20 protein-coding genes are annotated in these 21,696 nt (G+C 56.1%); 8 read left to right on the forward strand and 12 right to left on the reverse strand.

The features are described from left to right. Positions 1-4 precede the first annotated feature (4 nt). Complete coding sequence (locus tag HYPMC_RS00675) at positions 5-940, forward strand: CysB family HTH-type transcriptional regulator (protein ID WP_013945804.1); 936 nt, start codon at positions 5-7, stop codon at positions 938-940. A 10-nt stretch (positions 941-950) separates the two neighbouring features. On the opposite strand, the gene HYPMC_RS00680 is transcribed toward HYPMC_RS00675, so the two are convergent. From HYPMC_RS00680 to ssuD, 4 genes are read right to left on the reverse strand one after another with little or no spacing between them, the layout of a single operon-like run. Continuing rightward, entirely contained in the window at positions 951-2,354 is a 1,404-nt protein-coding gene (locus HYPMC_RS00680) for an FAD/NAD(P)-binding protein (RefSeq protein WP_013945806.1), read from the reverse strand. A gap of 17 nt (positions 2,355-2,371) precedes the next feature. Further along, on the reverse strand, positions 2,372-3,181 hold the full coding sequence (locus HYPMC_RS00685; RefSeq protein WP_013945807.1) for an ABC transporter ATP-binding protein: 810 nt from the start codon (positions 3,179-3,181) through the stop codon (positions 2,372-2,374). Positions 3,182-3,210: 29 nt separating this feature from the next. After that, entirely contained in the window at positions 3,211-4,008 is a 798-nt protein-coding gene (gene ssuC, locus HYPMC_RS00690; RefSeq protein WP_013945808.1) for an aliphatic sulfonate ABC transporter permease SsuC, read from the reverse strand. Next, entirely contained in the window at positions 4,005-5,174 is a 1,170-nt protein-coding gene (gene ssuD, locus HYPMC_RS00695) for an FMNH2-dependent alkanesulfonate monooxygenase (RefSeq protein WP_244420955.1), read from the reverse strand. Before ssuD ends, ssuC begins: the two co-directional genes overlap by 4 nt. 260 nt (positions 5,175-5,434) lie before the next feature. Here ssuD and HYPMC_RS00700 point away from each other — a divergent pair, with 260 nt between their 5' ends. Continuing rightward, the gene (locus HYPMC_RS00700) at positions 5,435-6,412 is read left to right on the forward strand and encodes an aliphatic sulfonate ABC transporter substrate-binding protein (RefSeq protein ID WP_013945810.1); all 978 of its coding nucleotides are present in this window, start codon (positions 5,435-5,437) and stop codon (positions 6,410-6,412) included. A 68-nt stretch (positions 6,413-6,480) separates the two neighbouring features. On the opposite strand, the gene HYPMC_RS00705 is transcribed toward HYPMC_RS00700, so the two are convergent. The 4 genes from HYPMC_RS00705 to HYPMC_RS00720 form a co-directional block, all read right to left on the reverse strand. Beyond that, positions 6,481-7,833 (reverse strand): hypothetical protein, encoded by a 1,353-nt coding sequence (locus HYPMC_RS00705; RefSeq protein WP_013945811.1) that lies wholly within the window; start codon positions 7,831-7,833, stop codon positions 6,481-6,483. A 92-nt stretch (positions 7,834-7,925) separates the two neighbouring features. Then, positions 7,926-8,699 (reverse strand): transporter, encoded by a 774-nt coding sequence (locus tag HYPMC_RS00710; protein WP_024275213.1) that lies wholly within the window; start codon positions 8,697-8,699, stop codon positions 7,926-7,928. 190 nt (positions 8,700-8,889) lie between these two features. After that, complete coding sequence (locus HYPMC_RS00715) at positions 8,890-9,324, reverse strand: heme-binding protein (protein ID WP_013945813.1); 435 nt, start codon at positions 9,322-9,324, stop codon at positions 8,890-8,892. Next, the gene (locus HYPMC_RS00720; protein WP_013945814.1) at positions 9,317-10,240 is read right to left on the reverse strand and encodes a dihydrodipicolinate synthase family protein; all 924 of its coding nucleotides are present in this window, start codon (positions 10,238-10,240) and stop codon (positions 9,317-9,319) included. Before HYPMC_RS00720 ends, HYPMC_RS00715 begins: the two co-directional genes overlap by 8 nt. A gap of 331 nt (positions 10,241-10,571) precedes the next feature. Here HYPMC_RS00720 and HYPMC_RS00725 point away from each other — a divergent pair, with 331 nt between their 5' ends. From HYPMC_RS00725 to HYPMC_RS00740, 4 genes are read left to right on the forward strand one after another with little or no spacing between them, the layout of a single operon-like run. After that, on the forward strand, positions 10,572-11,954 hold the full coding sequence (locus tag HYPMC_RS00725; protein ID WP_013945816.1) for an MFS transporter: 1,383 nt from the start codon (positions 10,572-10,574) through the stop codon (positions 11,952-11,954). Then, complete coding sequence (locus HYPMC_RS00730) at positions 11,951-13,135, forward strand: LLM class flavin-dependent oxidoreductase (RefSeq protein WP_013945817.1); 1,185 nt, start codon at positions 11,951-11,953, stop codon at positions 13,133-13,135. The genes HYPMC_RS00725 and HYPMC_RS00730 overlap by 4 nt, the downstream gene beginning before the upstream one ends. Next, the gene (locus HYPMC_RS00735; RefSeq protein ID WP_013945818.1) at positions 13,132-14,475 is read left to right on the forward strand and encodes an LLM class flavin-dependent oxidoreductase; all 1,344 of its coding nucleotides are present in this window, start codon (positions 13,132-13,134) and stop codon (positions 14,473-14,475) included. The genes HYPMC_RS00730 and HYPMC_RS00735 overlap by 4 nt, the downstream gene beginning before the upstream one ends. Beyond that, positions 14,429-15,130, forward strand: a complete 702-nt coding sequence (locus HYPMC_RS00740) for an enoyl-CoA hydratase/isomerase family protein (protein WP_013945819.1) — start codon at positions 14,429-14,431, stop codon at positions 15,128-15,130. Before HYPMC_RS00735 ends, HYPMC_RS00740 begins: the two co-directional genes overlap by 47 nt. Here HYPMC_RS00740 and HYPMC_RS00745 read toward each other — a convergent pair. Next, positions 15,127-15,576 (reverse strand): Rrf2 family transcriptional regulator, encoded by a 450-nt coding sequence (locus HYPMC_RS00745; protein ID WP_013945820.1) that lies wholly within the window; start codon positions 15,574-15,576, stop codon positions 15,127-15,129. The genes HYPMC_RS00740 and HYPMC_RS00745 overlap by 4 nt on opposite strands. A 233-nt stretch (positions 15,577-15,809) precedes the next feature. Further along, the gene (locus tag HYPMC_RS24005; protein WP_013945821.1) at positions 15,810-16,382 is read right to left on the reverse strand and encodes a hypothetical protein; all 573 of its coding nucleotides are present in this window, start codon (positions 16,380-16,382) and stop codon (positions 15,810-15,812) included. A 641-nt stretch (positions 16,383-17,023) separates the two neighbouring features. Here HYPMC_RS24005 and HYPMC_RS00755 point away from each other — a divergent pair. After that, a complete protein-coding gene (locus tag HYPMC_RS00755) occupies positions 17,024-18,034 on the forward strand; it encodes an SDR family NAD(P)-dependent oxidoreductase (RefSeq protein ID WP_013945823.1) in 1,011 nt (336 codons plus the stop codon). Between the two features lie 138 nt (positions 18,035-18,172). Here the strand turns inward: HYPMC_RS00755 and HYPMC_RS00760 are convergent, their stop codons facing one another. Next, positions 18,173-19,144, reverse strand: a complete 972-nt coding sequence (locus HYPMC_RS00760; protein WP_155831134.1) for an AraC family transcriptional regulator — start codon at positions 19,142-19,144, stop codon at positions 18,173-18,175. Positions 19,145-19,243: 99 nt separating this feature from the next. Between HYPMC_RS00760 and HYPMC_RS00765 the strand changes: the two genes are divergently transcribed. Further along, positions 19,244-20,311, forward strand: coding sequence for an aldo/keto reductase (locus tag HYPMC_RS00765; RefSeq protein ID WP_013945825.1), 1,068 nt, complete (start codon positions 19,244-19,246; stop codon positions 20,309-20,311). Between the two features lie 384 nt (positions 20,312-20,695). Here HYPMC_RS00765 and HYPMC_RS00770 read toward each other — a convergent pair whose 3' ends face one another. Continuing rightward, complete coding sequence (locus tag HYPMC_RS00770) at positions 20,696-21,685, reverse strand: ABC transporter permease (protein WP_013945826.1); 990 nt, start codon at positions 21,683-21,685, stop codon at positions 20,696-20,698. Between the last annotated feature and the right edge of the window lie 11 nt (positions 21,686-21,696).

Below are 21,696 nucleotides of genomic sequence, written 5' to 3' on the forward strand. Positions count from 1 at the left end.
GAAAATGAATTTCCAACAACTTAGAATTATCCGTGAGACGGTGCGGCACAGATTCAACCTGACCGAGGCGGCAAACATCCTGTTCACCTCACAGTCCGGCGTCAGCAAGCATATACGTGATCTCGAACAAGAACTTGGCGTCGAGATTTTTGTGCGCCACGGAAAGCGACTTCTTGGTTTGACAGATCCCGGAAAGGAGGTCGTCAAAATTGTTGAGCGCATTCTCGTCGACGCCGAGAACCTGTCGCGCGTGGTCGCTGATTTCTCGGATGGCGACGAAGGAATTCTGCGCGTGGCGACAACGCATACGCAAGCGCGCTATACGTTGCCGGCCGTCATTGCGAGATTCAAAGAGACGTTTCCGGACGTTCGGCTTAACCTGCAACAGGCAAACCCAAAGGATCTGCCGACTATTCTGCGTGAAGGCGATGCCGATATAGCGATCGCGACGGATACTCTTGATGATCACCCCGGTATCATCGCCTTCCCATATCACACATGGGACCATGCTGTTGTGGTTCCGCGCGGACATGCGTTGGCTAAAGAAAAAACTCTGACATTGGCTGCAATCGCCGCATGGCCGATCATCACGTATGACGACGGGCTGACGGGGCGGAGACGGATCGATCAGGCCTTCGAAGCGGCCGGTTTAACCCCCGACATTTCGATAACGGCTCTCGATGCTGACGTGATCAAGGCATATGCAGAACTTGGAATGGGCGTCGGTATCATCGCGTCCGTCGCTTATGATCGCGAGCACGATCGCAAGCTGGTGAGGATAGACGCTCCGAACTTGTTTCTACCAAGCACGTCAAGCATCGCTGTGCGCCGTGGGCGGCTTCTCCGGCGTTATGCCTATCGATTTATCGAGCATTGCAATCCAAGGCTTACCGAGCAGGCCATACGAATAGCCGACAGCGATCAGCCACAAGACTTGTAATTGGATGAGTTCAGCCCGAACTCGCGCGAGTGCCCTCATCGACTGCACGCGTATCCAAGGGGTCGGTCAGTCTTGCCGCGAGTTGCGCACATTGCTCGCGAATATCCGGGATGCCGGTGATTTCCCAGAAGGCTCCGCGCGTCAGCGGGCCGAGGGCGAATATGTCAGAAGCGGCATCGCCACGAAGGTCAATCAGCGCTGCTGCGCCGTCGACGTCGAATCCGAGGTCGAGACGATCGGGACGCGCGAGGCCCTGATCGAGAAGGCTGCGAATAAGCGGATTTTTTATTCTCGAGACATCAACGCTGAAGCCCGTGCAGTCTGTGATGCCTTCGACTTCAATGGCCTCAACGGCATGCGTTCCGCGTCGGCGAAAGAAAACTTTGAAAGAGCCGTTTTCGTTATCCCGCGGCGTGACCGAAACGATCTTGGCCGGAATAATGATAAGTCTTCCGTGCGCTATGAGATCATCGATGGCCGCTGCGACCTTAGGCGCCATACGATGCCGGCGCACATCCCACCAGGGCCGCGCATGTCTCACAAACCGCGCCTTATCCTCTAAGGATAAGCTCTGCCAGATTTTCTGTACGTACGGGCGAAGACCATCGAGAACGGCGCGCCAATCGGAGCCAGTTTTCGCCGCTTGTTCTGAGCGTGCGCGAAACCATCTAAATATTTTCGAGAGGCGCCGCCCGTACGGGACGTCCGCGTCGGCAATTGCGGCCGGTTCAACCGGCCGATGGGCATGGGGTAGCAGGCCTCGTCGCGAGATCGCGTAAATCTTGCCCTGGTATCCCGCTGCTATCAGTGACTGCACTTGATCGACGGTCGAAAGCCCCGTCCCAAGCAGGAGGATGCTTTCAACTTTCTTTAGGGAGGCGCCATCGACGCTTAGCCACGGAATGAGATCGCCCGGCAACCCGGATATCGTCGGCGGCTCGTAACCGGTTGCGATGACCGCCACGTCCCCCTTCACGCGCCGATAATTATCAAGCGTTACGGCGATGCCGCTCGCGGATCTGGATAGCGCAACGGCTTCGCCTTGGATGTTCGTACATCGCTGTGTGGTCGCACTGAGCTGCTGCAATTCGCTGCTCAAGTAGTTGCCGAATGCCAGACGCGACGCAAACCGAAAGTTTTCGCCGCCTATGGCCCGGGCGTCCTGGCTGTTTTTGTCCAGCCAGTGAACAAAGTGATCCGGCATGTCGGGATAGGCGCTCATATTCGAGGCGCGGACATTGAGGAGATGAATGGGATCTCCGGACCCGTAGGCTATCCCTTTGCCTGGAGATGCCGCCCGTTCTATCAACGTGATTGTGATATTTGTGTTGGCTCGCAGAATTTGAATAGCTAACAGCGTCCCGCTTGCGCCGCCGCCAAGGATCAGGACATTCCGCGCTTTCGCCAAGCTCATTGCTCCACTTCGCAGCGCTAAACTTCTCGCAATATTCGCTCTTGAAGCGCAGCAAGCTCTACATCTGTTCGCTGTCGCGGCCGTTCGGCATTTACATCGACATCGAACGTCACGCGGCCTTCGCGCATGACGACGACCCTATCTGCCAGCGCGACAGCTTCGGCGACGTCATGTGTGATCAACACAGTTGTGAAGCGGTCGCGAAGCCAAAGTTTTTCAAGAAGCGTATGCATGTCGGCGCGGGTCAATGCGTCAAGCGCACCGAACGGCTCGTCCAGCAATAAGACATTGGGCTCGCCGACGAGCACGCGCGCAAGGGCAACTCTCTGGCGCTGGCCGCCTGAAAGAACTGCCGGCCATTCGTTGTTGCGCTCAGCGAGGCCTACGTCGCGGAGAGCATTCATCGCAGCATCGCGCCAACCCGGCGCCCGAGCGATTCCGACATTGCTGAGAACCGTCTGCCATGGCAGCAAGCGCGCATCTTGAAACAGCAGCTTTACCGATTTCTGCAATCCTTGAACGACGGATCCATCAATCGAAATGTTGCCGTTCGTCGGCTTATCAAGGCCAACGATCAGACGCATGAGACTCGATTTTCCGACGCCCGATCTGCCGACCACTGCTAGGAATTGCCCAGCGGGAATAGCGAGATTTAAGCCCCTTAGAACGTGGCGGTCACCGTACGAAAGGTGCAGATCGTTGAGATCAACGCGCTTCCCCCGATGCCTTCCGGCATCGAAGGCTGCCGGTTCTCGCGCACCGTTTTGCGCTTTGGACATCGGTGAGGAAAACACGCCATCGGCGTTATTCAGTAGCTTCAGCATCATCAAGGAACCTGTTTCAATACCACGTTTGGCTAATTGGAAGAGGCGCCATTGTGGTAGGCCGGATGCCACGCGAGTACACGTCGCTCGATGAGTTTCGTTGCGGTATCGGCGGCTTTGCCGAGCAGCGCATAGACGAGAATGCCGAGTACGACGACGTCTGTTTGCAGAAACTCGCGGGCGTTCATTGTCATGTATCCTATGCCGGACGACGCAGAGATCGTTTCGGCCACGATAAGGGTTAGCCACATGATGCCGAGAGCGTAGCGAAGTCCGACGAGCACAGACGGCATCGCGCCGGGAAGCAGAACGCGCCAGAATATTGCAAACGATCCCAGCCCGTTCACCTCTGCCATCTCGATCAAGCCGCGATCTACCGTGCGAATGCCGTGATAAGTATTGAGGTAGATGGGGAAGAGCGTGCCGATTGCGACCAGGAAGATCTTGGCCGTCTCGTCAATTCCGAACCAGAGAATGACCATAGGAATGATGGCGAGGTGCGGAACATTCCGAAGCATCTGAAGTCCGGAATCGAGAAGGAGTTCCGCTCGTCGGGATACTCCGGTAAGGACGCCGAGTGCGAACCCGAGGCTGCCGCCGATTGCTAGCCCTACAATTGCGCGCTCGAAGCTGATCAGGGCATTGCTGCCGAGTTCGCCGCTTTTCGCGCTTTCCCAGAAGGCAATCGCGACATTGCTTGGAGCGGGCAATGTTCGGGTTTCGATGAAGCCGGTTCGCGCGCCCACCTCCCACAAGATCAGCAGGGCGACCGGAAGCAGCCAGGGCACGAGGCGCTCTGTCGTTGCGCGCCAGTGGCCAGACCTTGTCACGATTGGCCCCGCTGACGTTCTGCCGGAGCAAAGTCGTTGGCAATCGTTTCTCCGATTGGGCCACGCCGTGTGCGAATGCCCGGCGTCGTTTCCGCGAGCGGCAGGTGCGGGAACACCAACTCGGCGAACCGGTACGCTTCTTCTAGGTGCGGATAGCCGGAGAAGATGAATGTATCGATCCCGATGCGCATGTATTCCTTGATGCGCTCTGCAACTGTTTGTGGGTCGCCAACGAGAGCCGTTCCTGCGCCGCCACGTACGAGCCCGACACCGGCCCAAAGATTGGGGCTGACTTCCAGTTTCTCCCGGCTTCCGCCATGCAGCGCGAGCATGCGCTTCTGGCCGACGGAATCCATCCGTTCGAATGTCTTTTGCGCGGATGCCAGCGTCTGATCGTCAAGATATTTCAAAAGATCATTAGCGGCCCGCCATGCTTCATCGTTTGTTTCGCGGACGATGACGTGCAGGCGAATACCGAAGGAAAAGCTGCGGCCTTTGGCATTGGCCACTTTCTGTGCCGCAACGATCTTCTTCGCAACCTCGGACGGAGGCTCGCCCCAAGTCAGATATTTATCTATTGTCTCGGCCGCTACCGCGATCCCGGCATCAGACGAGCCACCGAAGTAAAGCGGCGGGTGCGGCTTCTGCAGTGGCGGAAACAGAAGTCTTCCGTCTTCGATTTTGATATGTCGGCCTTCGTAGTCGACGCGACCGCCAGAGAGAAGCGCTTTGTAGGTATCAAGAAATTCCTTGGTGACCGCATAGCGTTCGTCGTGGTCAAGGAATATGCCGTCGCCTTTGTTCTCGACGGGATCACCGCCAGTGACGACGTTGATCAGAAGCCGGCCATCGGAGATTCTGTCGAGCGTTGCCGTCATTCGTGCGGCGACGGCGGGCGACAAAAGCCCCGGCCGCACAGCGACGAGAAAGCGAAGATCACGTGTCTGAGGAAGAAGCGCCGAGGCAATGACCCATGAATCTTCGCAGCTTCGACCCGTCGGCAAAAGCACACCGTAATACCCCAGCTTGTCGGAAGCTTCAGCGATCTGGCGAAGATAGCTGAGATCGACGTCACGGCCGCCGACAGACGATCCTAGGTATCGGCCGTCGCCATGCGTCGGAAGGAACCAAAGTATATTTGCGTTGTCGGCAGGTGCGATCGTCACAAGTAAGAAACCCTGAAGACATTTCCAAAACCAACCGCGGCGATCAATGCTGAAGGCGCCGGAAAGCTTTCGCTTTGCCTTGCGCACCGAGCGTTGATCGCCGCTATCTGGCATATTGGATGGACGGCTGCTCGAAACCAAACAAGAAAATGCGATTAGCTTTTCTGTTTTTCGTATTGGTCCTCGGTCGGGAGGGCATGACTACTATTGCAAGATTCAATGCGCAGTGGTGCACGCACACATTTTCGAGGAATCGCTATATGGATCGTCGTCGGCTTTTGCAGGTTGCATTCGCGCTTGGCATAACGTCGAGCTTTTACGCTCTTAACGCGACAGCGGCGGACAGACCGACGACCGTGCGCATCGGCTATCAGAAATCCTCAACACTGATCACAGTGCTAAGGGCGAACGGGGAGCTCGAAAAAAGCCTCGCTAGACTAGGTGTCAAGGTGAAGTGGTCGGAATTCTCCAGCGGTCTTCCACTATTAGAAGCTCTCAATGTCGGGGCCATAGATCTTTCGGGAGACGTTGCCGATACTGTGCCGATCTTTGCACAGGCAGCCGGTGCGAAGTTGACGTACTATGCCAGTGAAGGACCATCGCCGGCGGCGCAGGCGCTCATCGTAGCGGCCAACTCACCAATCCATTCAGTAGCCGATCTGAGGGGAAAGAAAGTCGCCGTCACGAAAGCTTCGGGAAGTCATTATTTTTTGATTGCGGCGCTCGCAAAGGCCGGACTGAAGCTCAAGGACATCCAACCTGCCTATCTCACGCCCGCCGACGGCCGGGCGGCCTTTGAGAAAGGTGCGGTCGACGCCTGGGTCACCTGGGACCCTTACGTCGCGGCAGTTGAGAAGCAGGCCGATGCTCGAGTACTTGCCAACGGCGAGGGTATCGCAAGCTATCAACGCTATTATCTCGCGTCGTCAAGCTTCGCGGCGGCAAGGTCCGACGTTCTCAAGCTTGTCTACTCAAAACTCAAAGAAACAGGCGAATGGGTAAAGCAGAATCCTGAAGCTGCCGCCCAAATTCTTGCGCCGGCATGGGGGCTCGATTCAGCTGTCATTTCGGTAGCAAATAGCCGCCGGAGCTACGAGATTCGTTCTGTCTCGTCCGACAATCTTACCGAAGAACAGAAAATAGCTGACACATTCTTTGCAGAACGGGCTCTTCCAAAGCGGATTAATTCCAGCGAAGCGCAGGTCTGGTCGCTCGATAAGCAGGCATCCGCTCAATAATTAGAAATTCAGCAAAAGAAGCCCGGCAAAAGGCTGGGCTCTTTTGTTCCGCGGCTCGCTCTTTGACGTCACGATTGATGGTCTCCGCCGTGCCAATGCGCATCATGGTGTACGTGTGTGGGGAGATAAGCGCCAGGTTTGAAGAGCGCATCGTAGTATTCAGTATCGATGTGATGGGCCTGCAGATACATCAGGGTATAGACCGATGGTATCGTGGCCGGAAACTTTCCAAACGTATCGTACATATACTGTGCCTGTAAGGCGATGAGACGCTTGAAGCGTTCGTCGTGAAGTTGTGCGCTTGCGCGTACGGTCGGGCTATCCTTCCAAGGTCCCGGCGTTTCGGGATTGAAGGGACCGCCAGGGCCAAATTTGCGCAGGACGAGCGCGTCGACCGCTTCGCTTAGATCTTTGTAGTGCGGTGGTGCGAATGCGGTAAAGACGCCTTCGAGACCCGTGGGATTAGGCTGCGGCCATCGCGGATCGGTATCGTAGCGAAAGCCAAGACCTGGAACTTGAGGATCGCCGCTGGCACCAAGCACGGTGAGGCGGTCGATCCCATCGTAGATCCATCCGCCAAGACCAAGCGCCTGCAATAATAGCTGGCCTGCAAAAGGACCGATCGCGAGTTCAGCTGAGAGCTCCGCCAACGAATATTGGTCGAGGAATGAAAGGGGATAGGGATTATCGACATCGACGATATCTCTGAACTTCTCGATCCCTGGGATCTTTCGTTTGTTGATGTCATCGTAGATCGTGAAACCGTTCTGCGCATAAAACGCGATGTTTAGCAGAACATGCTGTGCGAGATCTCCAACGGGAAAGATCAGCAGTGAGCCCGGCGCATTGCCGACCCACGTGTTATGCCCTTCCATATACGGCTCGCGGTTCGGGATATAAATCCGTTTGTCTGATAGCTGGCGGATTTGAGACTTGTGCGCTGCAAGCAGACGTTCAAGCTCGACGCTGCCATCAGCGTCGCGCTCGACCGGCACCGGCGTATCTCGCGTTTCGAAAATGTAGGTGCCGCTGTCGTCGGTGAAGAAAACTTCGGTGGTGTGAAACCCAGCAGCCGAAGGGAACGTTCTTCCGCCGGCAGCGCCGGGATAATTCGACAGATGCGGTGCGTAACGATCGTGTCTCGTGACGCTCTCATGCCAGCCGGTTTTTCCTGCAACTGTCGTAACGAGCAATAGTCGTTCAAGCTCCGATAACGGCTCGGGCTTGAAGCGAGACTTAAATTTGAGCGTCCCATCGGGAATTTCCGCGCCACGAAAAAATCGACGTGAGCGGCGCTGAAAGATGGCGGCCGTCAAGGGATAGCGGACGAGTTCTTTTAGCGCCTCGTGTTCGCCTGGAGTTAGTGAAAGGTGACCGCTGCCAGCGCTGCTTTCCGCTTGTTCGATGCTTGAGTCAGACATGCGACGAAATCCTGATACTGGGTAACGGTAGCTGCCGCGCTATTGATTACACGAGAAAAACGATCTCGCTACGCATTTCCGAATGCGCATGGTCATTTCAGCGAGGCCGTTTTTTCCGCGTCGGACGGCGTCGGTTTCCAAATCGGGAAAGTCAGTCGCGCCCAAACGTGGGTGTCATTTTTTGAATAATTTGTTGCTCCGCCTTGGTCGACCGCACGTGTCGCCTCCAACAAAAGTTTGGCTCCGCCAAAATCATAGCCGACCATTCCGCCGATGCCGACGATGTGCCCTTGGCCGACGGCGGCATTTGTAACGGTCTCTTCCAAATCCCACGCGCCGTAGCCGACGGCGCCGAACTGCCACTTGCCAAACGCGTGTGCCACTGTCCAATCGACGTTGAAGTAATTGGGTTGTCTGCGGTTGACCTCGTCGGGCGTGGTAACGCCATAGATCGTATTCGCCGAAATGATCCAGCCGTCTTTAAGGTAGCTGAAGGCAACACGGGTTTCGGCGGCCCATCCGCTCGTTTTATTTGGGGTCGTGAAAGCGACGTCACTATCGAAGGGAAAATAGATGCCTTCACCTAGTGAAACAAAATAGCCTTGTCCTAAATTCCACGACAGACTTATGGGAATGAGTAGTGGACTGAACAGGCCGGTCTTGGTCGACGACGTCACTTTATTTTGTACCTGCAGAGCCTCGGGGATCACTATCGCAGAGTACGAGGCGCCGAGAAAATTCCAGCCCGAAGACCAAGTGAATGCTGGAACATCCGCTGTTATGCTTTTGTCGGGGCCGTCGCCATAGTGTGTGAGATTCGAAACGTAGATCCCGGGAGAGAACGAAGCTCCCAGCGGCAGGCCCATCGTGACACCGGGCGGTGTCCAGGAAACTGCAGCGGCTGGTGCAACCGAGCCGGAAAGAACCGCGAGGCCAAGTATCCCCGATAATAGTCTGTTGTTCGTCATCGTTGTCCCCTTGAAAAGTTTTTCAAATGCCCCCCACGGGCGGATTGCGGTGCGTTATTGTTCGATTGGATGATGGTGCGCGTGTAGTTCATGGCTGATAGTCGGAGTGCGCGTAGAAGTAGGTGAGCGCCGCTTCGGCTACGTCCTGGTCTTGAATGGCAGTGCCTGAGCTGACGCCAATTCCGCCGACGATCTCGCCGCTCACAAAAACTGGCAGGCCGCCGCCGATGATGGAGAAGTGGCCGCCATTAGTGATGTGAATGCCGAATGTAGGTTGGCCAGGGACACAAAGTTGGTTGTAGACGTGCGTTCCCTTGCGGGCGACGGCAGCCGTGAAAGCTTTGTCAACTGCGATCGATATGCTGCTGATTTTGCCGCCATCCATCCGCTTGAAATCGATGAGGTGGCCGGAATCATCTGCGACCGCGATACACATCGGGACCTTGATGTCATTAGAAGCCGCTATCGCGCCATGGATAAGAATAGCGGCGTCGGCAAGCGAAAGCCGTCGAACTTCAAGCATGCGCATAACCCTTGAGAGAAGCGATATGAGACGAAAGGAACGCGTGAAGTTCCTCTAAATGCACGCCGTCGATGGCGTCGTAGGGCGGAAATGGTCGCCCAATCCGAACGCCGAGATAGTTCTCCGACGCTTTCATGACAGCAGCGAGCCCGTAGGACATCCATCTTGAAGGATACGTCGCGAAGACCTGCTGCAATTCTGTTGCGCGAGAGAGATCGCCACGGTGGTAAGCATTGATGAGAAGATGCGCGATCTCGGAGGCAGGCGGAGGTAACGTGACGCCCGCTCCGCCGAGCTGAAGTGTGATCAGCAGCATCTGCATCGTTGTGAAATAGTGGGCGAGGCCTGCGTGCTCGATTTCGGCAATCAGCCGAGAGACGCGTGCAAGATCGCGGGAGCTTTCCTTGATGAGTTTGATATGCTCGAGTTTAGCGAGTTCAACGGTCGCCGGAATCGAGACGTCCGCGCCTGGCCCAGCATTCAGGTAGAGAATGAAGGGGAGGGAAGTCTCGCGACCTACCGACTCAAAATAGCGCACGAGTTCCGATGTCGCCGCCGCGCCGCCTGTTGGTTTTTGTGGCGCAAGCAATTGCACAGCTTTCGCCCCGTGTTTCTCTGCGAAATGCGCAAGCTCGACCGCAATTTTAAAAGATGGATGCGAAATGCCGACGGCGACTGGAACACGATCGTCGACAGCGTCGATCGTGGCTCGAATAAGGTCGAGACGCTCATCAAAAGGCAAGAATTGATACTCTTGCGCTTCGACGCCCGCCGCAATGATCAGTGCTGGCTGACTGTGTTCGACAACGGCATCGACGCCGTTTTTTAGGGCGGCGTAGTCAACTTTCCAATCGGCAGTAAACGGCGTCAGCGGAGGAACGAGTATTCCTGGACGGCGAATATCCAATTTCTGCATTTCGATATGTGTTCCCAAACTTCTCGCTGCGCATGAATTTCTGCAGCTCCCAAGATCGCGATTAACATCGTGCTATCTTTTATTCAATAGACTCTACAGATTTAGTAGACTAATGAGATGCGACGCTTTCGTTGAGTTCTGATGAAGTAGTCGGCTCGTCCGTTAAGTTGCGCAAATGTGATGCCGCGAGCTCATACGGTCGCTTTGCCGAGATCAGATTCAACGGCTGCAAAAAAAGAAACGAAACGCGTCGCTTCCGGGGATGCTTCGCGCCAATGCATCAAGCGGTGAAACTCCGCAAAGCAAATCTCGAGAGGAAAACCATCGTCACATGGCTATCAGTGATTCACCCGTCCTTTATCAGCGTAGGATTCAGCGCAACGGCTTCGCAGGTGCGTCGCTTGGCTGGATGTTCGACGGCTACGAGACGTTCGCGACGGTTCTAGTTGCGCCGGCAATCGTCAATCAGTTGATCGGACCTGGCACAGCGCAAGCACACCCAATATATGTCGGGGGTATCCTGGCGACCACGCTGGTTGCGTGGGGTTTTGGTGGTTTGTTGTCAGGAATATTGGCTGACTACATCGGCAGACGGCGCGTGCTGATGTATTCGATTCTTTGGTATTCGATTTTTGCTGGCGCTGCCGCGTTTTCACAGAATTACGCCGTGTTTCTTGTCCTTCGTTTTCTCACCGGCGTAGGAATGGGCGCCGAATGGGGGGCGGGTAGCTCGCTCGTCTCCGAGATCTGGGACGATAAACATCGCGGCAAGGGCATCGCTTTGCTGCAAGGAAGCTTCGGCGTTGGCTTTCTTGTCGCCGCCGGCGCGTGGCAAGCGGTGAATCAGGGATCGCCGGATGATTGGCGGTGGATGTATATTCTCGGCGCCGCGCCCGCCCTCGTGTCTTTGTTTGTCAGACGGCGCGTTAAGGATCCCGACATTTGGGTCGCGGCCGACAGAAAACGACGTGATGTTCGAACGCGTATTCGAAATGGCGAGCTGGTTGGCGCTGGCGATCGTCAACTTACGAAATCCACGCTTGCCCAACTGTTTCAATCGCCCGAGTTACGTCGTCGCCTCATTTTACTTTTCTTGGCGGCGCTAAGCACGACAATGGGCTGGTGGGCCGTTTCAAGCTGGATTCCGCTTTTCTCCGCTCAGCAGCTCGCTGGCAAAGTTCCAAACGTTTCGACCGCGATCACCACCGTTGTCGTCGCTTACAATGTCGTTGGCCTTGCAGGTTACTTCTTGATGGGTGTGCTGGCCGATTGGCTCGGTCGCAAACCGGCGATGATGATATATTTTGCCGGCTCACTCGTTGTGGTGCCACTGCTCTTCCTCACTCCGGCTTCTCCGCAACTTTTCGTTGTTTTAGCGGCAATCAACGGCTTTTTCACGATGGGCCAGTGGACTTGGGTGGCTCTATACCCGGCCGAACTCTTCCCCACGCAGGTACGGGCCACGGCAATCACGTTCGTATTCAACACGACGCGCTTTGTCGTTGCCGCGGGCACGTTGCTCAGCGCCGCTGCGATCCATTTCTTCGGAAGTATAAGCGTCGCGGCGACCGTCTTAGGTTCCGGCTACATCGTCGGATTGCTGGTCACGCCGTGGATCGGACCTGAGACCAAAGGCCTTCCTCTCCCTGGCTCCGAAGTTCCCGACGACAAGACATGGATTCCACTCGAAACCGCAGCAGCAGGTCACAAATGACGTCGCATACGTTGGAAAAAATCCGGTTGCATCAGGCCAAGTCGCCTTTGTCCTTTCCCGACAGTCCGCTGTCGCGGATAGCCAAGCAACCGATGATGATCGGTCTTTTTCTACCCACTCAGACCGGAGGGTTTTCGCAATCGAAGCTGCCGCGCGGAACGGACTGGAATTTTGAATACAACAAGCATCTGACATTGACCGCGGAGAGTTACGGCTTCGATTTTGTCTTCGGTCTTCAACAGTGGGTGCAGAAAGGCGGCTTCGGCGGAGAAATAAAGTATCGAGAGAATTTTCTCGATCCTTTCATCTCCACGGTTGCAATTGGCGCGTTGACGAAAAGCATTGTGACGATTTCAACCGTCCACATTCTTTATGGCAGCCTACACCCGCTCTATCTCGCGAGGTTCGCCGCCACTGCCGATCACATCACTGGAGGCAGATTCGGCCTCAACATTGTCACAGGCTACGACGCCAAAGAGCCGCTCATGTTCGGCATGACGCGGGTTGAGCACGACAAACGCTATCAGCAGGCCGACGAGTTCACCTCGATCATGGAAGACTTATGGGTGGGAGGCGAAAATCTCACCTTTGATGGCGACTACTATCACCTCGAGGGGGCATACATCTCGCCGCGGCCGCGCTTTGGACGCCCCATACTTGTTTCCGCAAGCGCGTCTCAGGCCGGATTTGATTATGCGGCTCGCCATGCAGATATCGTCTTCACGTCAAGCCCCGCTGGGGCCGTGTTTGAGAATGCCATCGTCGCGCTTCCGGAGCATGTGGCGCAAATCAAGCGGGCGTATGAAAAAACCGGCCGCACAGCCAAGGTTATCATCTTCCCGCTCATCGTCTGCAAGAAGACGCGTGACGAGGCATATGCATACCGCGATGCGATCGTCGCCGGCGCAGATCTTGAGTCGATTGCCGCCTACACCAATCGTCATACGAAGGGTGATGCACACGGCTGGCCCAAGCACGTACCTGCCGATCGCGTACTCGGCGGACATATTCAGATCGTCGGTGATCCAACCGACGTTGCCGACGCCATCGGCGAACTTCATGAAGCAGGATTAGACGGCGTCCAGATTGGTTTCTACGACTACGGTCCGGACCTGGACTTCTTCGCCAAAGCTGTTCTTCCGCTTCTCGAGGAGCGCGGTTTGAGAAAGCCACGAGCATGAGTTCTGATATCATTCTAAATGCGACGATCATGGGTGTCGGTATGCACCTGGGAGCGTGGCGACATCGATCCGAAAACCCGTCAGACTATCTCAATATCGACTACTATCGTCAGGTCGCACAGCTTGCCGAGTACGGCAAGATCCACGCGCTTTTCCTGGCGGATACGCTCGCGGTCAGCGAAGAGAACTTCGAGCGGCCTAATCTCGGGGCGATGGATCCCACGGCGGTCCTCGGCGCTCTTGCCGCAGTGACAAGCCGAATTGGCCTCGTCGCTACCGCTTCGACGTCGTTCAATGAACCATTCAATCTCGCACGTCGCATCGCATCTCTCGATCATCTCAGTCGGGGGCGTGCGGCGTGGAACATTGTCACAACGTTCATACCCGACGTCGCAGCGAACTTCGGTAAAGGGCCACTGCCGTCGCACGCGGAACGCTACGCGAAGGCAGAGGAATTTGTAGATGTCGTCAATGCGCTATGGGATTCGTGGGATGATAGTGCACTCATCGGCAACAAAGATTCCGGCCTATTCGCCGATCGAAATCGGGTGCACGCGTTGAACCACATTGGGCGGTTTTTCTCGGTGCGAGGCCCGAGCACGTTGCCGCGGTCACCTCAAGGCCGACCCGTCCTTTATCAGGCGGGTTCATCTGACGAGGGGCGAGCTTTGGCCGCCCGCGTCGCCGATGTTGTTTTCGCCGTACAGAATACATTGCCGGACGCGATTGCGTTTCGAAAAGATCTTCGCCAACGAGCTGCTCTGCTAGGGCGCGATCCCAACGGCATAAAAATTTTGCCGGGGCTGGTAGCGATCATCGGCGGTACCGAGCGCGAGGCACAACAACGCAAAAGAGAGCTTGATGAACTCGCTGGCGACGCAGAGCTCAGGAAACTTGCGTCGCGCGTCGGCTTGCCGGTGTCGGAGCTTGAGTTGGACAAGCCGCTACCCGTCGAACGGATAAAGGCCAATGATAAATTCAATGCATCGCGAGGATTCCAAGCCGCCGCCATTCAGCTCGGTGCGTCCGAAAACCTTACTGTGCGCGACATCCTATATCGCAACGGGGGCGGTCATCCGCAGGTTGTCGGGACGCCAGAGCAGGTCACCGATTTTATTGAAAATTGGCATCGCGTCGGCGCCGCGGACGGCTTCAACCTGATGATCGACGAATTGCCTTCTGGGCTTCGCGCTTTCGTCGATGAGGTCGTTCCGTTGCTGCAACGACGCAACGTTTTTCAACTTGACTATCGCAGCGATACGCTTCGCTCAAACCTTGGGCTAAGGGATTTCCATGATACGTTACAAGACCGCCAACTGCGTCGCTCGTATTACGCTTGATACACCAGAGACGGGGAATAAGTTCACCTATCAGCTAATGCTCGATTTCATCGCGGCTTTGACATCTGCCGAGAACAGCGGCGCCGCGATTTTACTTCTCGATGCGACCGGACCCGACTTTACGCTCGGGCGCGATCAAAGCGAAAAGCTTGAAAATGTGAGCCGCCGAGATAGCCTGAAGCTTATCCTTCAAGCCAACAGCCGGTTACAGTCATTTCCAGGGGTGAGCATTGCGCTTATTCAGGGCCGTGCGATGGGGTTCGGTAGCGGGTTGGCACTTCATGCGGATATATCCGTGGGCTCGGATGATGCGGTGCTTGGATTTAACGAGATCAAGCATGGTCTCGCGCCGCTGGTGGTATTGACCTATTTGTCCGAATACGTCGGCCCGAAGGTCGCGAAGGAGCTGATTTACACAGGACGTGATGTTTCTGCAGACGAGGCGGTTCGGCTTGGACTTCTCAACCGGGTCGTCCCAGCAGCCGATCTCAAAGCTGCAGGCGAGCGTCTCATCGCGGAGCTAGGACAGTTCCACGCCGGTGCTATCCGGTTGATCCATGACTTCACCGAGGACCTTCCGGATATCACGACTGAGAATCCGGCAGTCGTCGGCATTGATCGTCTTGTCGCGTGGATAGAAGCTGGCAAACCCTAGCGGGTTGTTCGTTTCGCTTTGCGTTGCTGCCGCGGCAGGTCGCGAAGTTCCGCCAGCGTTTGGTTGTCGAGAACGCTGGCGATAGCGTTTCGGACATTTAGCATGGTGAGACGAATGGCGCAGGTATCGTCATCAACGCAGTCTTCACACTTCTGGAAAAAATTGTGCGAGGCGCAGGCTATGGGCGCCAATGGGCCATCGAGAACGCGGATCACCTGCCCAATATGAATTTCCTCTGGCAGGCGAGCTAAAAAATAGCCGCCACCCTTTCCCTTCTTGCTGTGGACCACAGCCGCCTTCTTGAGATCGCTCAAAATCGCCTCAAGGAACTTTTTGGGAATCTGGTTGGTCTCGGCGATGGTGGTGATCAATGCGACTTCCCCCGGCTTGAGACGCGCCAAATAGACCAAGGCCTTGAGCCCGTATTTTCCTTTTTTTGTCAGCATGAGTTGGATGATGTCTGCGTCGGATATGAGCAGCTCAAGAGCACAAATTTGATGAATAGCATAGAAGAAAAAAAGATAAGCGTTCCGCGCCTTCGGTCATCTTATCGCGGGTTAAGAACGGCCTGCTTTTGAAAAGTCGGATAATTCACGGAAGAGATAAGCGCGCATGACTATTCGCGAACAGGAATTTCACTCAGCAGCCTCGGAAATATCTAAGGTCGTCACCGTCACCGTCACCGTAAGTTGGAATAGCCCATCGAAAACACGAGTTCTAACAGATGCCATTGTCGCATCTCTGCAGTCTCGCCCAAAGTGGCGTCAAAGTCGAACGTTAGTGCGCAGTTCAGCGACATCTCGTATCCTATAACTGCAGCGGGCCTATGATGGACGCCAGGTGGAGTATTTCGGATCGGTCGTGATGTGCTCTTTGAGAATGATCCAGCGGCCGTCGCGACGTTCCATCGGGAATGTGCAAAATTGCCTAAGCTTCGCCTGGGAACCGTCGGTAAGAAAGCCGCCGCCGCGCAGAATGAAAGAAGCAACAGCGATATCGCCATCAGTCCATATCTGGATGCTGTCTTCCTCGGCTTTGATTGCCCATGACGCATCGTAGCGTTGACAAGACTGCCCCATACGGAGCGGTAATCCTTATGCCCATGGAGCAGGGATAGCTCGCCGCCGTAGTCGTCAATAACCATGGCATCCTCATCGAGAAGGTTCTCGAACTTTTCGATGCTCCACGGATACTCGCCGAACGTCCATGCATCTATGGTGGCGCGAACCCCAGCCACATCCTTGTTCGACATGGACTTCCTTCTCGTTTGCTCAATGTCAGTGCGAGCTCGGTCTGAAAGATTGTTCGCGTCTATAGCAAAGACGCGCGGAATACCCCGGTATGGGTAGCCGACAAGCTCTTTTACCGCGTGCTAGTTGGCTGATTTGAACGGCCTAGCTTCCTCCGACCAGGCGCTCAAAGGCATTGGTTGAAGGCGAGAGAAAATCGGCGAAATCCACTTCGTGAGCGTCAAATTTGGCTGTTGCTAGCCCACGACCTCGATCGTGACAAACTAGCTACGATCACCCGGACGATCTCACTTGACCAAGTGATACCTGCTGCGAGCGCCATCATCGAAGGCACGGTGCGAACGCGGGTGGTCGTCGAGATCAGATGAAATGGCGCCCGCCCCCTGGCGACAAGAACTGTACTGGGCGGATGGAACTGACCCTTCTCGCCGGTTAACGATTTCGACGATCCCTCTCCTAATCCAAGGCGGTTCACCCCTTCTGCTGCCCCGGTGCAAAGCTCCGGGTAGGCGGTCCCGCCGTGGAATGGATGGCGGAGCCGCATAGGATGGTACTTTCGAACTCTCGATCAAGAAACGCGCATGATCTAGCATTCATCGTACAGACTAAGTCGCCTACTTCTCTCCTAGAAAAGGAGACTTGTATGCTCACACCCCAGCAGCCCATTGGCTCAGGATTTAGTCGCGCCTCCACGACCGTCGACATCATCAAGGGAGTCGATCTGGTCGGAAAGGTAGGAATCATCACGGGCGGCTACTCAGGCCTTGGCCTTGAAGCCGCGCGCACCCTTGTCTCAGCCGGTGCGCGGATCATCGTGCCGGCGCGTGATGCCGAACGCGCACGCAAAGTCACCGCGGAAGCGGGCGGCGGCATGGAGGTTCAATCGATGGACCTCACCGATCCCGGCTCGATCGATAACTTCGCGCGTGACTTCGTTGAAACCGGCCTGCCGCTTCACTTCCTGATCAACAACGCCGGCATCATGGCGCTGCCCGAACTGAAGCGCGATGCGCAAGGCAACGAGCTACAGTTTGCCACCAATCATCTCGGTCATTTTCGGCTTACCCTCCGGCTCTGGCCAGCGCTCAAGCGAGCCGGTGGTGCGCGGGTTGTGTCGGTATCGTCGGCGGGACACCGCTTCTCGCCGGTCATTTTCGACGACATTAACTTCGAGCGCCGCAGCTATGACCCTTTCAAAGCGTATGGTCAGTCGAAGACAGCAAACATCCTCTTCGCGGTCGGCCTTGACCGACGGGGCAAGAACGCGGGCATTCGCGCGTTTGCGCTGCATCCCGGCGGGATCGCAGGAACGAATCTCGGCGCGCACATCGGGTTGGAAATGCTGAAAAAGACCGGGTTCATCGACAAGAATGATCGGCCGGTCGTCGATCTGTCCCGTGACCTTAAATCGGTGCCGCAGGGAGCGGCCACGCACGTCTGGTGCGCGGTCAGTCAGCAGCTCGACGGCAAAGGCGGGGTATTCTGCGCCGATTCCGATATCACGCCCATATTGCCGGAAGGCGGTTCGTCTGATCTGACTGAAGATCGTGCCAATCGCGGCACCGGCGTCCAAGCCTATGCGGTCAACCCGGATGCGGCCGAGGAGCTTTGGCGCAAAAGTGAGGAGATCACCAAGATTTCCATCCAAAGCTAACCGCCGGGATTGCGGCTGAGCTGGCTTGGTGTGTTGGAAGCAGCGCGAGCTGAGCTGCTTCCAACAAGTGATAGAGCTAGTGAGCAATCCAAGCGCGTATATTTAGACAAATCGGCTAAGCTTATTTGGATGCCAATCCTATTCGGGTTCGAATACCCGCCGTTTCACGGCACGGCGACGCTCCGAATAGGTTTGCATAGCTTCCTTCCGGAAGCGGCCCGGAGAAAGGCCGGTCGCCCTGCTGAAAGCGTTGCTGAACGCGCTCTCGGAACCATAACCGAGAGACCATGCGATGGTGGCAACCGAATGGTCGGTTTCACTTAGCTCTCTTTCCGCCAACCGCATGCGCCAGTTGAGCACATAGGTCAAAGGGGGCACTCCGACGACCTCCCGAAACCTGACCGCGAACGATGTTCGAGACATTCCAGACAGTTTCGCCAATTCCTCCAGATTCCACGAGTGTGAAGGTTCGGCATGGATAGCACGTAGCGCAATCGAGATGCGCTTGTCCTCGAGGGCGGTCAGCCAGTCGGCACCCCCGAATTTCGCGGTTCCGATATGGAGCCGCAGTGCTTCAACGAACAGCAGTTTTGCGAGGTGCGTGATCGCAGTCGTCGAACCGGCGCGCTTGCACAGGGTCTCCTCGGCCAATTCCGTCAGAAGCCAGCGCAGTTTGGCAGCCTCCGCGTCTTGACCGGTTACATGGATCACAGGAGGGAGGCTTTCGCGAAGAAAGCCACATCGTTGCTCATCGACCTCCAGTAGGCCTCCGATCATCATGAAATCGGAGCCTTCGCCGGCTCGCAAGTTCCCGTCGGCATCATGGTCGAGAGGAGCATCGCTGGCATGTCCAAGCCCCTCTGAGGTGCTGGCCAGGATAATCGATGGCGCCCCATTGGTGATCACGACATCACCTGCCTCGAAGCGAGCCGGCTCCGCAGCATTGGCTTCCGTCGCAAGCCAGCAATGTCCTCTCACCACGGCAAGGAATTTCACCGCCTCGGAGCGTCGGAACTTTCGTGACCAGTCTCCGCCTGCAAGGAGCGTCCCCGTAAGGACGCATCGAGCATCAGCGAGATCAAGGACATCCGAGAGGGGATCTAAGTGCATTTTCGCACTATCGCGCAGAAATACCGCACTATCAATCATTCATCATTCGAAGAGGGTGGTCTAGGTCTGCGAAAATCTTATTATGGATGGAGTCCTCACATGCCATTGGACCACTTTATTACCCTTGGGCGCTCGGGCTTACGCGTAAGCCCGCTATGCCTGGGCACCATGACTTTTGGCGAAGACTTCGGCTGGGGAGCCAGCGAGGAGGAGTCACATGCGATGCTCTCCGAGTACCGCAACCGTGGCGGCAACTTCATCGATACTGCCAATATCTACACTGCCGGACACTCCGAGGAGATCGTCGGAAATCATCTGAGGCAGAACTGCCTTCGCCGTGACGGGATCGTGCTCAGCACCAAGTTCTACTGCAACCTGTTTCCTGGCGATCCCAACGGTGGCGGAGCAGGGCGAAAGGCATTGATCCAGCAATGCGAAGCTTCGTTGAAGCGGCTCCAGACCGACTACATCGACATCTATTGGCTGCACAATTGGGATCAGACGGCGCCGATCGAGGAGACGCTGCGAGGCCTCGACGATCTCGTCGCGGCCGGCAAAATCCGCTACGTCGGCTTCTCCGATATCCCCGCCTGGAAGACGGCCCAAGCCCAGACGATCGCCCATTTTCGAGGATGGACACCGATCATCGCGCTGCAGCTCGAATATTCGCTACTGGAACGGACCAGCGAAGGCGAACTGTTCCCGATGGCGCAGGGGATGGGAATGGGCGTCATGCCCTGGTCCCCGCTCAAGAGCGGTTTCCTGAGTGGAAAGTTCAGGCGCGGCGGTCAAGGCAATGTCGACACCAAGCGCACAGGCATGGTGGGCATTCCGAGCGAGGCAGACTACGACATCATCGAAGCGGTCGCCGACGTCGCCTCGGAGCTTGGCGTCAGCTCCGCATCGGTAGCACTGTCCTGGGTCAGGTCACGCGCGGGCGTCAGTTCTACTCTTATCGGCGCCAGACGCGTGGACCAGCTCAAAGCCAATCTCGATTCCCTGGATGTGGAGCTGTCGGCCGAATATTGCGCCAAACTCGACGCGGTCTCCAAGCCAAGGCTGAACTTCCCAGCCGACAACAATGCGACCTATGCCCCCGTACTCGGGTTCCCGGGAACCACGATCGACGGACGAACGGTGCGCTCGCCGTCAAGTCTGCACGAGTAATCTACTCGATAATTGTTAGCCAGAGACAGGTCGATACCCACGGCGCGCAGAGGCGCCTGACTACGGAAAAAAATAAGATCCTGGCGCTCGATCCAAATTGTTGGCGCTTACCACGAAGTAAAAAACGGAGTGCGCTTGAATGCGGCAGCTCACAAATGAGCTGAAGCTTTAGTCGCACGAAGTTGAAAAAATATAATCATCACGGAGAAGAAATGTTGAGGAGCGAGTTTATCTCGAACGCCCGGCGCAAGTCAGTGCACACTCTTCTTATTTGCTCGCTATTAGCTGCTGGTGGCGCCGTAAGCCCTTCGCATGCGCATAATTCCGACAGTGGAGGTCCGGTCGTCAATACTGTCCCTTGGGGATAGAAGACAAAAAGATTCTCTATTCCTGATTGCGTCGGAAGCGGTCGAGGATGACGGCGAGAATGATAACGATTCCAACTGTGAGCGTCTGATAGAAATCCGAGATGCCGATCATGTTCATGGCGTTCGACAGCATGCCGAGAATTAAAACGCCGTAGAATACCTGCAGTATGCTGCCGCTGCCGCCTGTCAAAGCAACGCCGCCGAGCACGACTGCCGCGAGTGATTGAAGCGTCAGCGTTGGGGCTGCGACGGGCTGTGCCGCGCCGACCCATGCGGTCATCACCAGGGCGCCGATGCCCGATGTCAGACCGGTGATGGTGTAGACGAGCATCGTATAGAAGGGAACATCGATCCCGGATTTTTCCGTCGCGGATCGGCTTGAGCCGATGGCATAGACATACCGTCCGAAAATTGTGCGACGAAGCAGGAAACCGCCGGCGATCATCGTCACACTGCTGATGATGACTGTAGACGGGATGCCAAGCACTCGCCCAAAGCCAATAGTATCCGTCAATGCATCAGGCACATTGTAGATGGGAACGCCATTCGAAAGGATGAGCGCGATCGCCTGCGCGATCGACATCATTCCGAGCGTGACAATCAGCGGTGTCGTTTTGAAATAAGCGATGATAAAACCGCTGGTCAGGCCGGCAAGTCCGCCGGTCAGAAGCATCACCGCAATGCAGCCGCCAATCCCGACGTGCGGTAATGCCGTGATGCCAGCCACGCCGGCCAGCGACATGACTGCGGCGATGGAAAGGTCGAGACCTCCGCTGATAATGGCGAAGGCTTGGCCGGTCGATGCGATCGCCAACGGAGCGACCTGGCGCGCGAGATTTTCGAAATTGCTCCAACTAAAGAAGCGCGGTTCGATGAGGCCGGCCGTAACGGCAAGCAGGACGATAAAGATAGGAAGCGCCAGATCTCTTATCTTGATGGCAGACAGTCCTGGAATTTGGTTGAGGCGCGCCGTCATCATCGATGCATTCGGTTGCGCGATTTTCATGGCTCATCCGG

This window comes from Hyphomicrobium sp. MC1 (assembly GCF_000253295.1).
In the GTDB taxonomy this organism is placed as follows: Bacteria; Pseudomonadota; Alphaproteobacteria; order Rhizobiales; family Hyphomicrobiaceae; genus Hyphomicrobium_B.

Bases quoted from the DNA above. Each gene is read 5' to 3' on its own strand.
- HYPMC_RS00700 (WP_013945810.1), top strand. From the start codon at position 5,435: ATGGATCGTCGTCGGCTTTTGCAGGTTGCATTCGCGCTTGGCATAACG.
- HYPMC_RS00705 (WP_013945811.1), bottom strand. From the start codon at position 7,833: ATGTCTGACTCAAGCATCGAACAAGCGGAAAGCAGCGCTGGCAGCGGT.
- HYPMC_RS00745 (WP_013945820.1), bottom strand. From the start codon at position 15,576: ATGCTGACAAAAAAAGGAAAATACGGGCTCAAGGCCTTGGTCTATTTG.
- HYPMC_RS00735 (WP_013945818.1), top strand. From the start codon at position 13,132: ATGAGTTCTGATATCATTCTAAATGCGACGATCATGGGTGTCGGTATG.
- HYPMC_RS00710 (WP_024275213.1), bottom strand. From the start codon at position 8,699: ATGGGCCTGCCGCTGGGAGCTTCGTTCTCTCCCGGGATCTACGTTTCG.
- HYPMC_RS00680 (WP_013945806.1), bottom strand. From the start codon at position 2,354: ATGAGCTTGGCGAAAGCGCGGAATGTCCTGATCCTTGGCGGCGGCGCA.
- HYPMC_RS00675 (WP_013945804.1), top strand. From the start codon at position 5: ATGAATTTCCAACAACTTAGAATTATCCGTGAGACGGTGCGGCACAGA.
- HYPMC_RS00770 (WP_013945826.1), bottom strand. From the start codon at position 21,685: ATGAAAATCGCGCAACCGAATGCATCGATGATGACGGCGCGCCTCAAC.
- HYPMC_RS00765 (WP_013945825.1), top strand. From the start codon at position 19,244: ATGCCATTGGACCACTTTATTACCCTTGGGCGCTCGGGCTTACGCGTA.
- HYPMC_RS00715 (WP_013945813.1), bottom strand. From the start codon at position 9,324: ATGCTTGAAGTTCGACGGCTTTCGCTTGCCGACGCCGCTATTCTTATC.
- HYPMC_RS00740 (WP_013945819.1), top strand. From the start codon at position 14,429: ATGATACGTTACAAGACCGCCAACTGCGTCGCTCGTATTACGCTTGAT.
- HYPMC_RS00725 (WP_013945816.1), top strand. From the start codon at position 10,572: ATGGCTATCAGTGATTCACCCGTCCTTTATCAGCGTAGGATTCAGCGC.
- HYPMC_RS00720 (WP_013945814.1), bottom strand. From the start codon at position 10,240: ATGCAGAAATTGGATATTCGCCGTCCAGGAATACTCGTTCCTCCGCTG.
- HYPMC_RS00685 (WP_013945807.1), bottom strand. From the start codon at position 3,181: ATGATGCTGAAGCTACTGAATAACGCCGATGGCGTGTTTTCCTCACCG.
- HYPMC_RS00755 (WP_013945823.1), top strand. From the start codon at position 17,024: ATGCTCACACCCCAGCAGCCCATTGGCTCAGGATTTAGTCGCGCCTCC.
- HYPMC_RS00730 (WP_013945817.1), top strand. From the start codon at position 11,951: ATGACGTCGCATACGTTGGAAAAAATCCGGTTGCATCAGGCCAAGTCG.
- HYPMC_RS24005 (WP_013945821.1), bottom strand. From the start codon at position 16,382: ATGTCGAACAAGGATGTGGCTGGGGTTCGCGCCACCATAGATGCATGG.
- HYPMC_RS00760 (WP_155831134.1), bottom strand. From the start codon at position 19,144: ATGCACTTAGATCCCCTCTCGGATGTCCTTGATCTCGCTGATGCTCGA.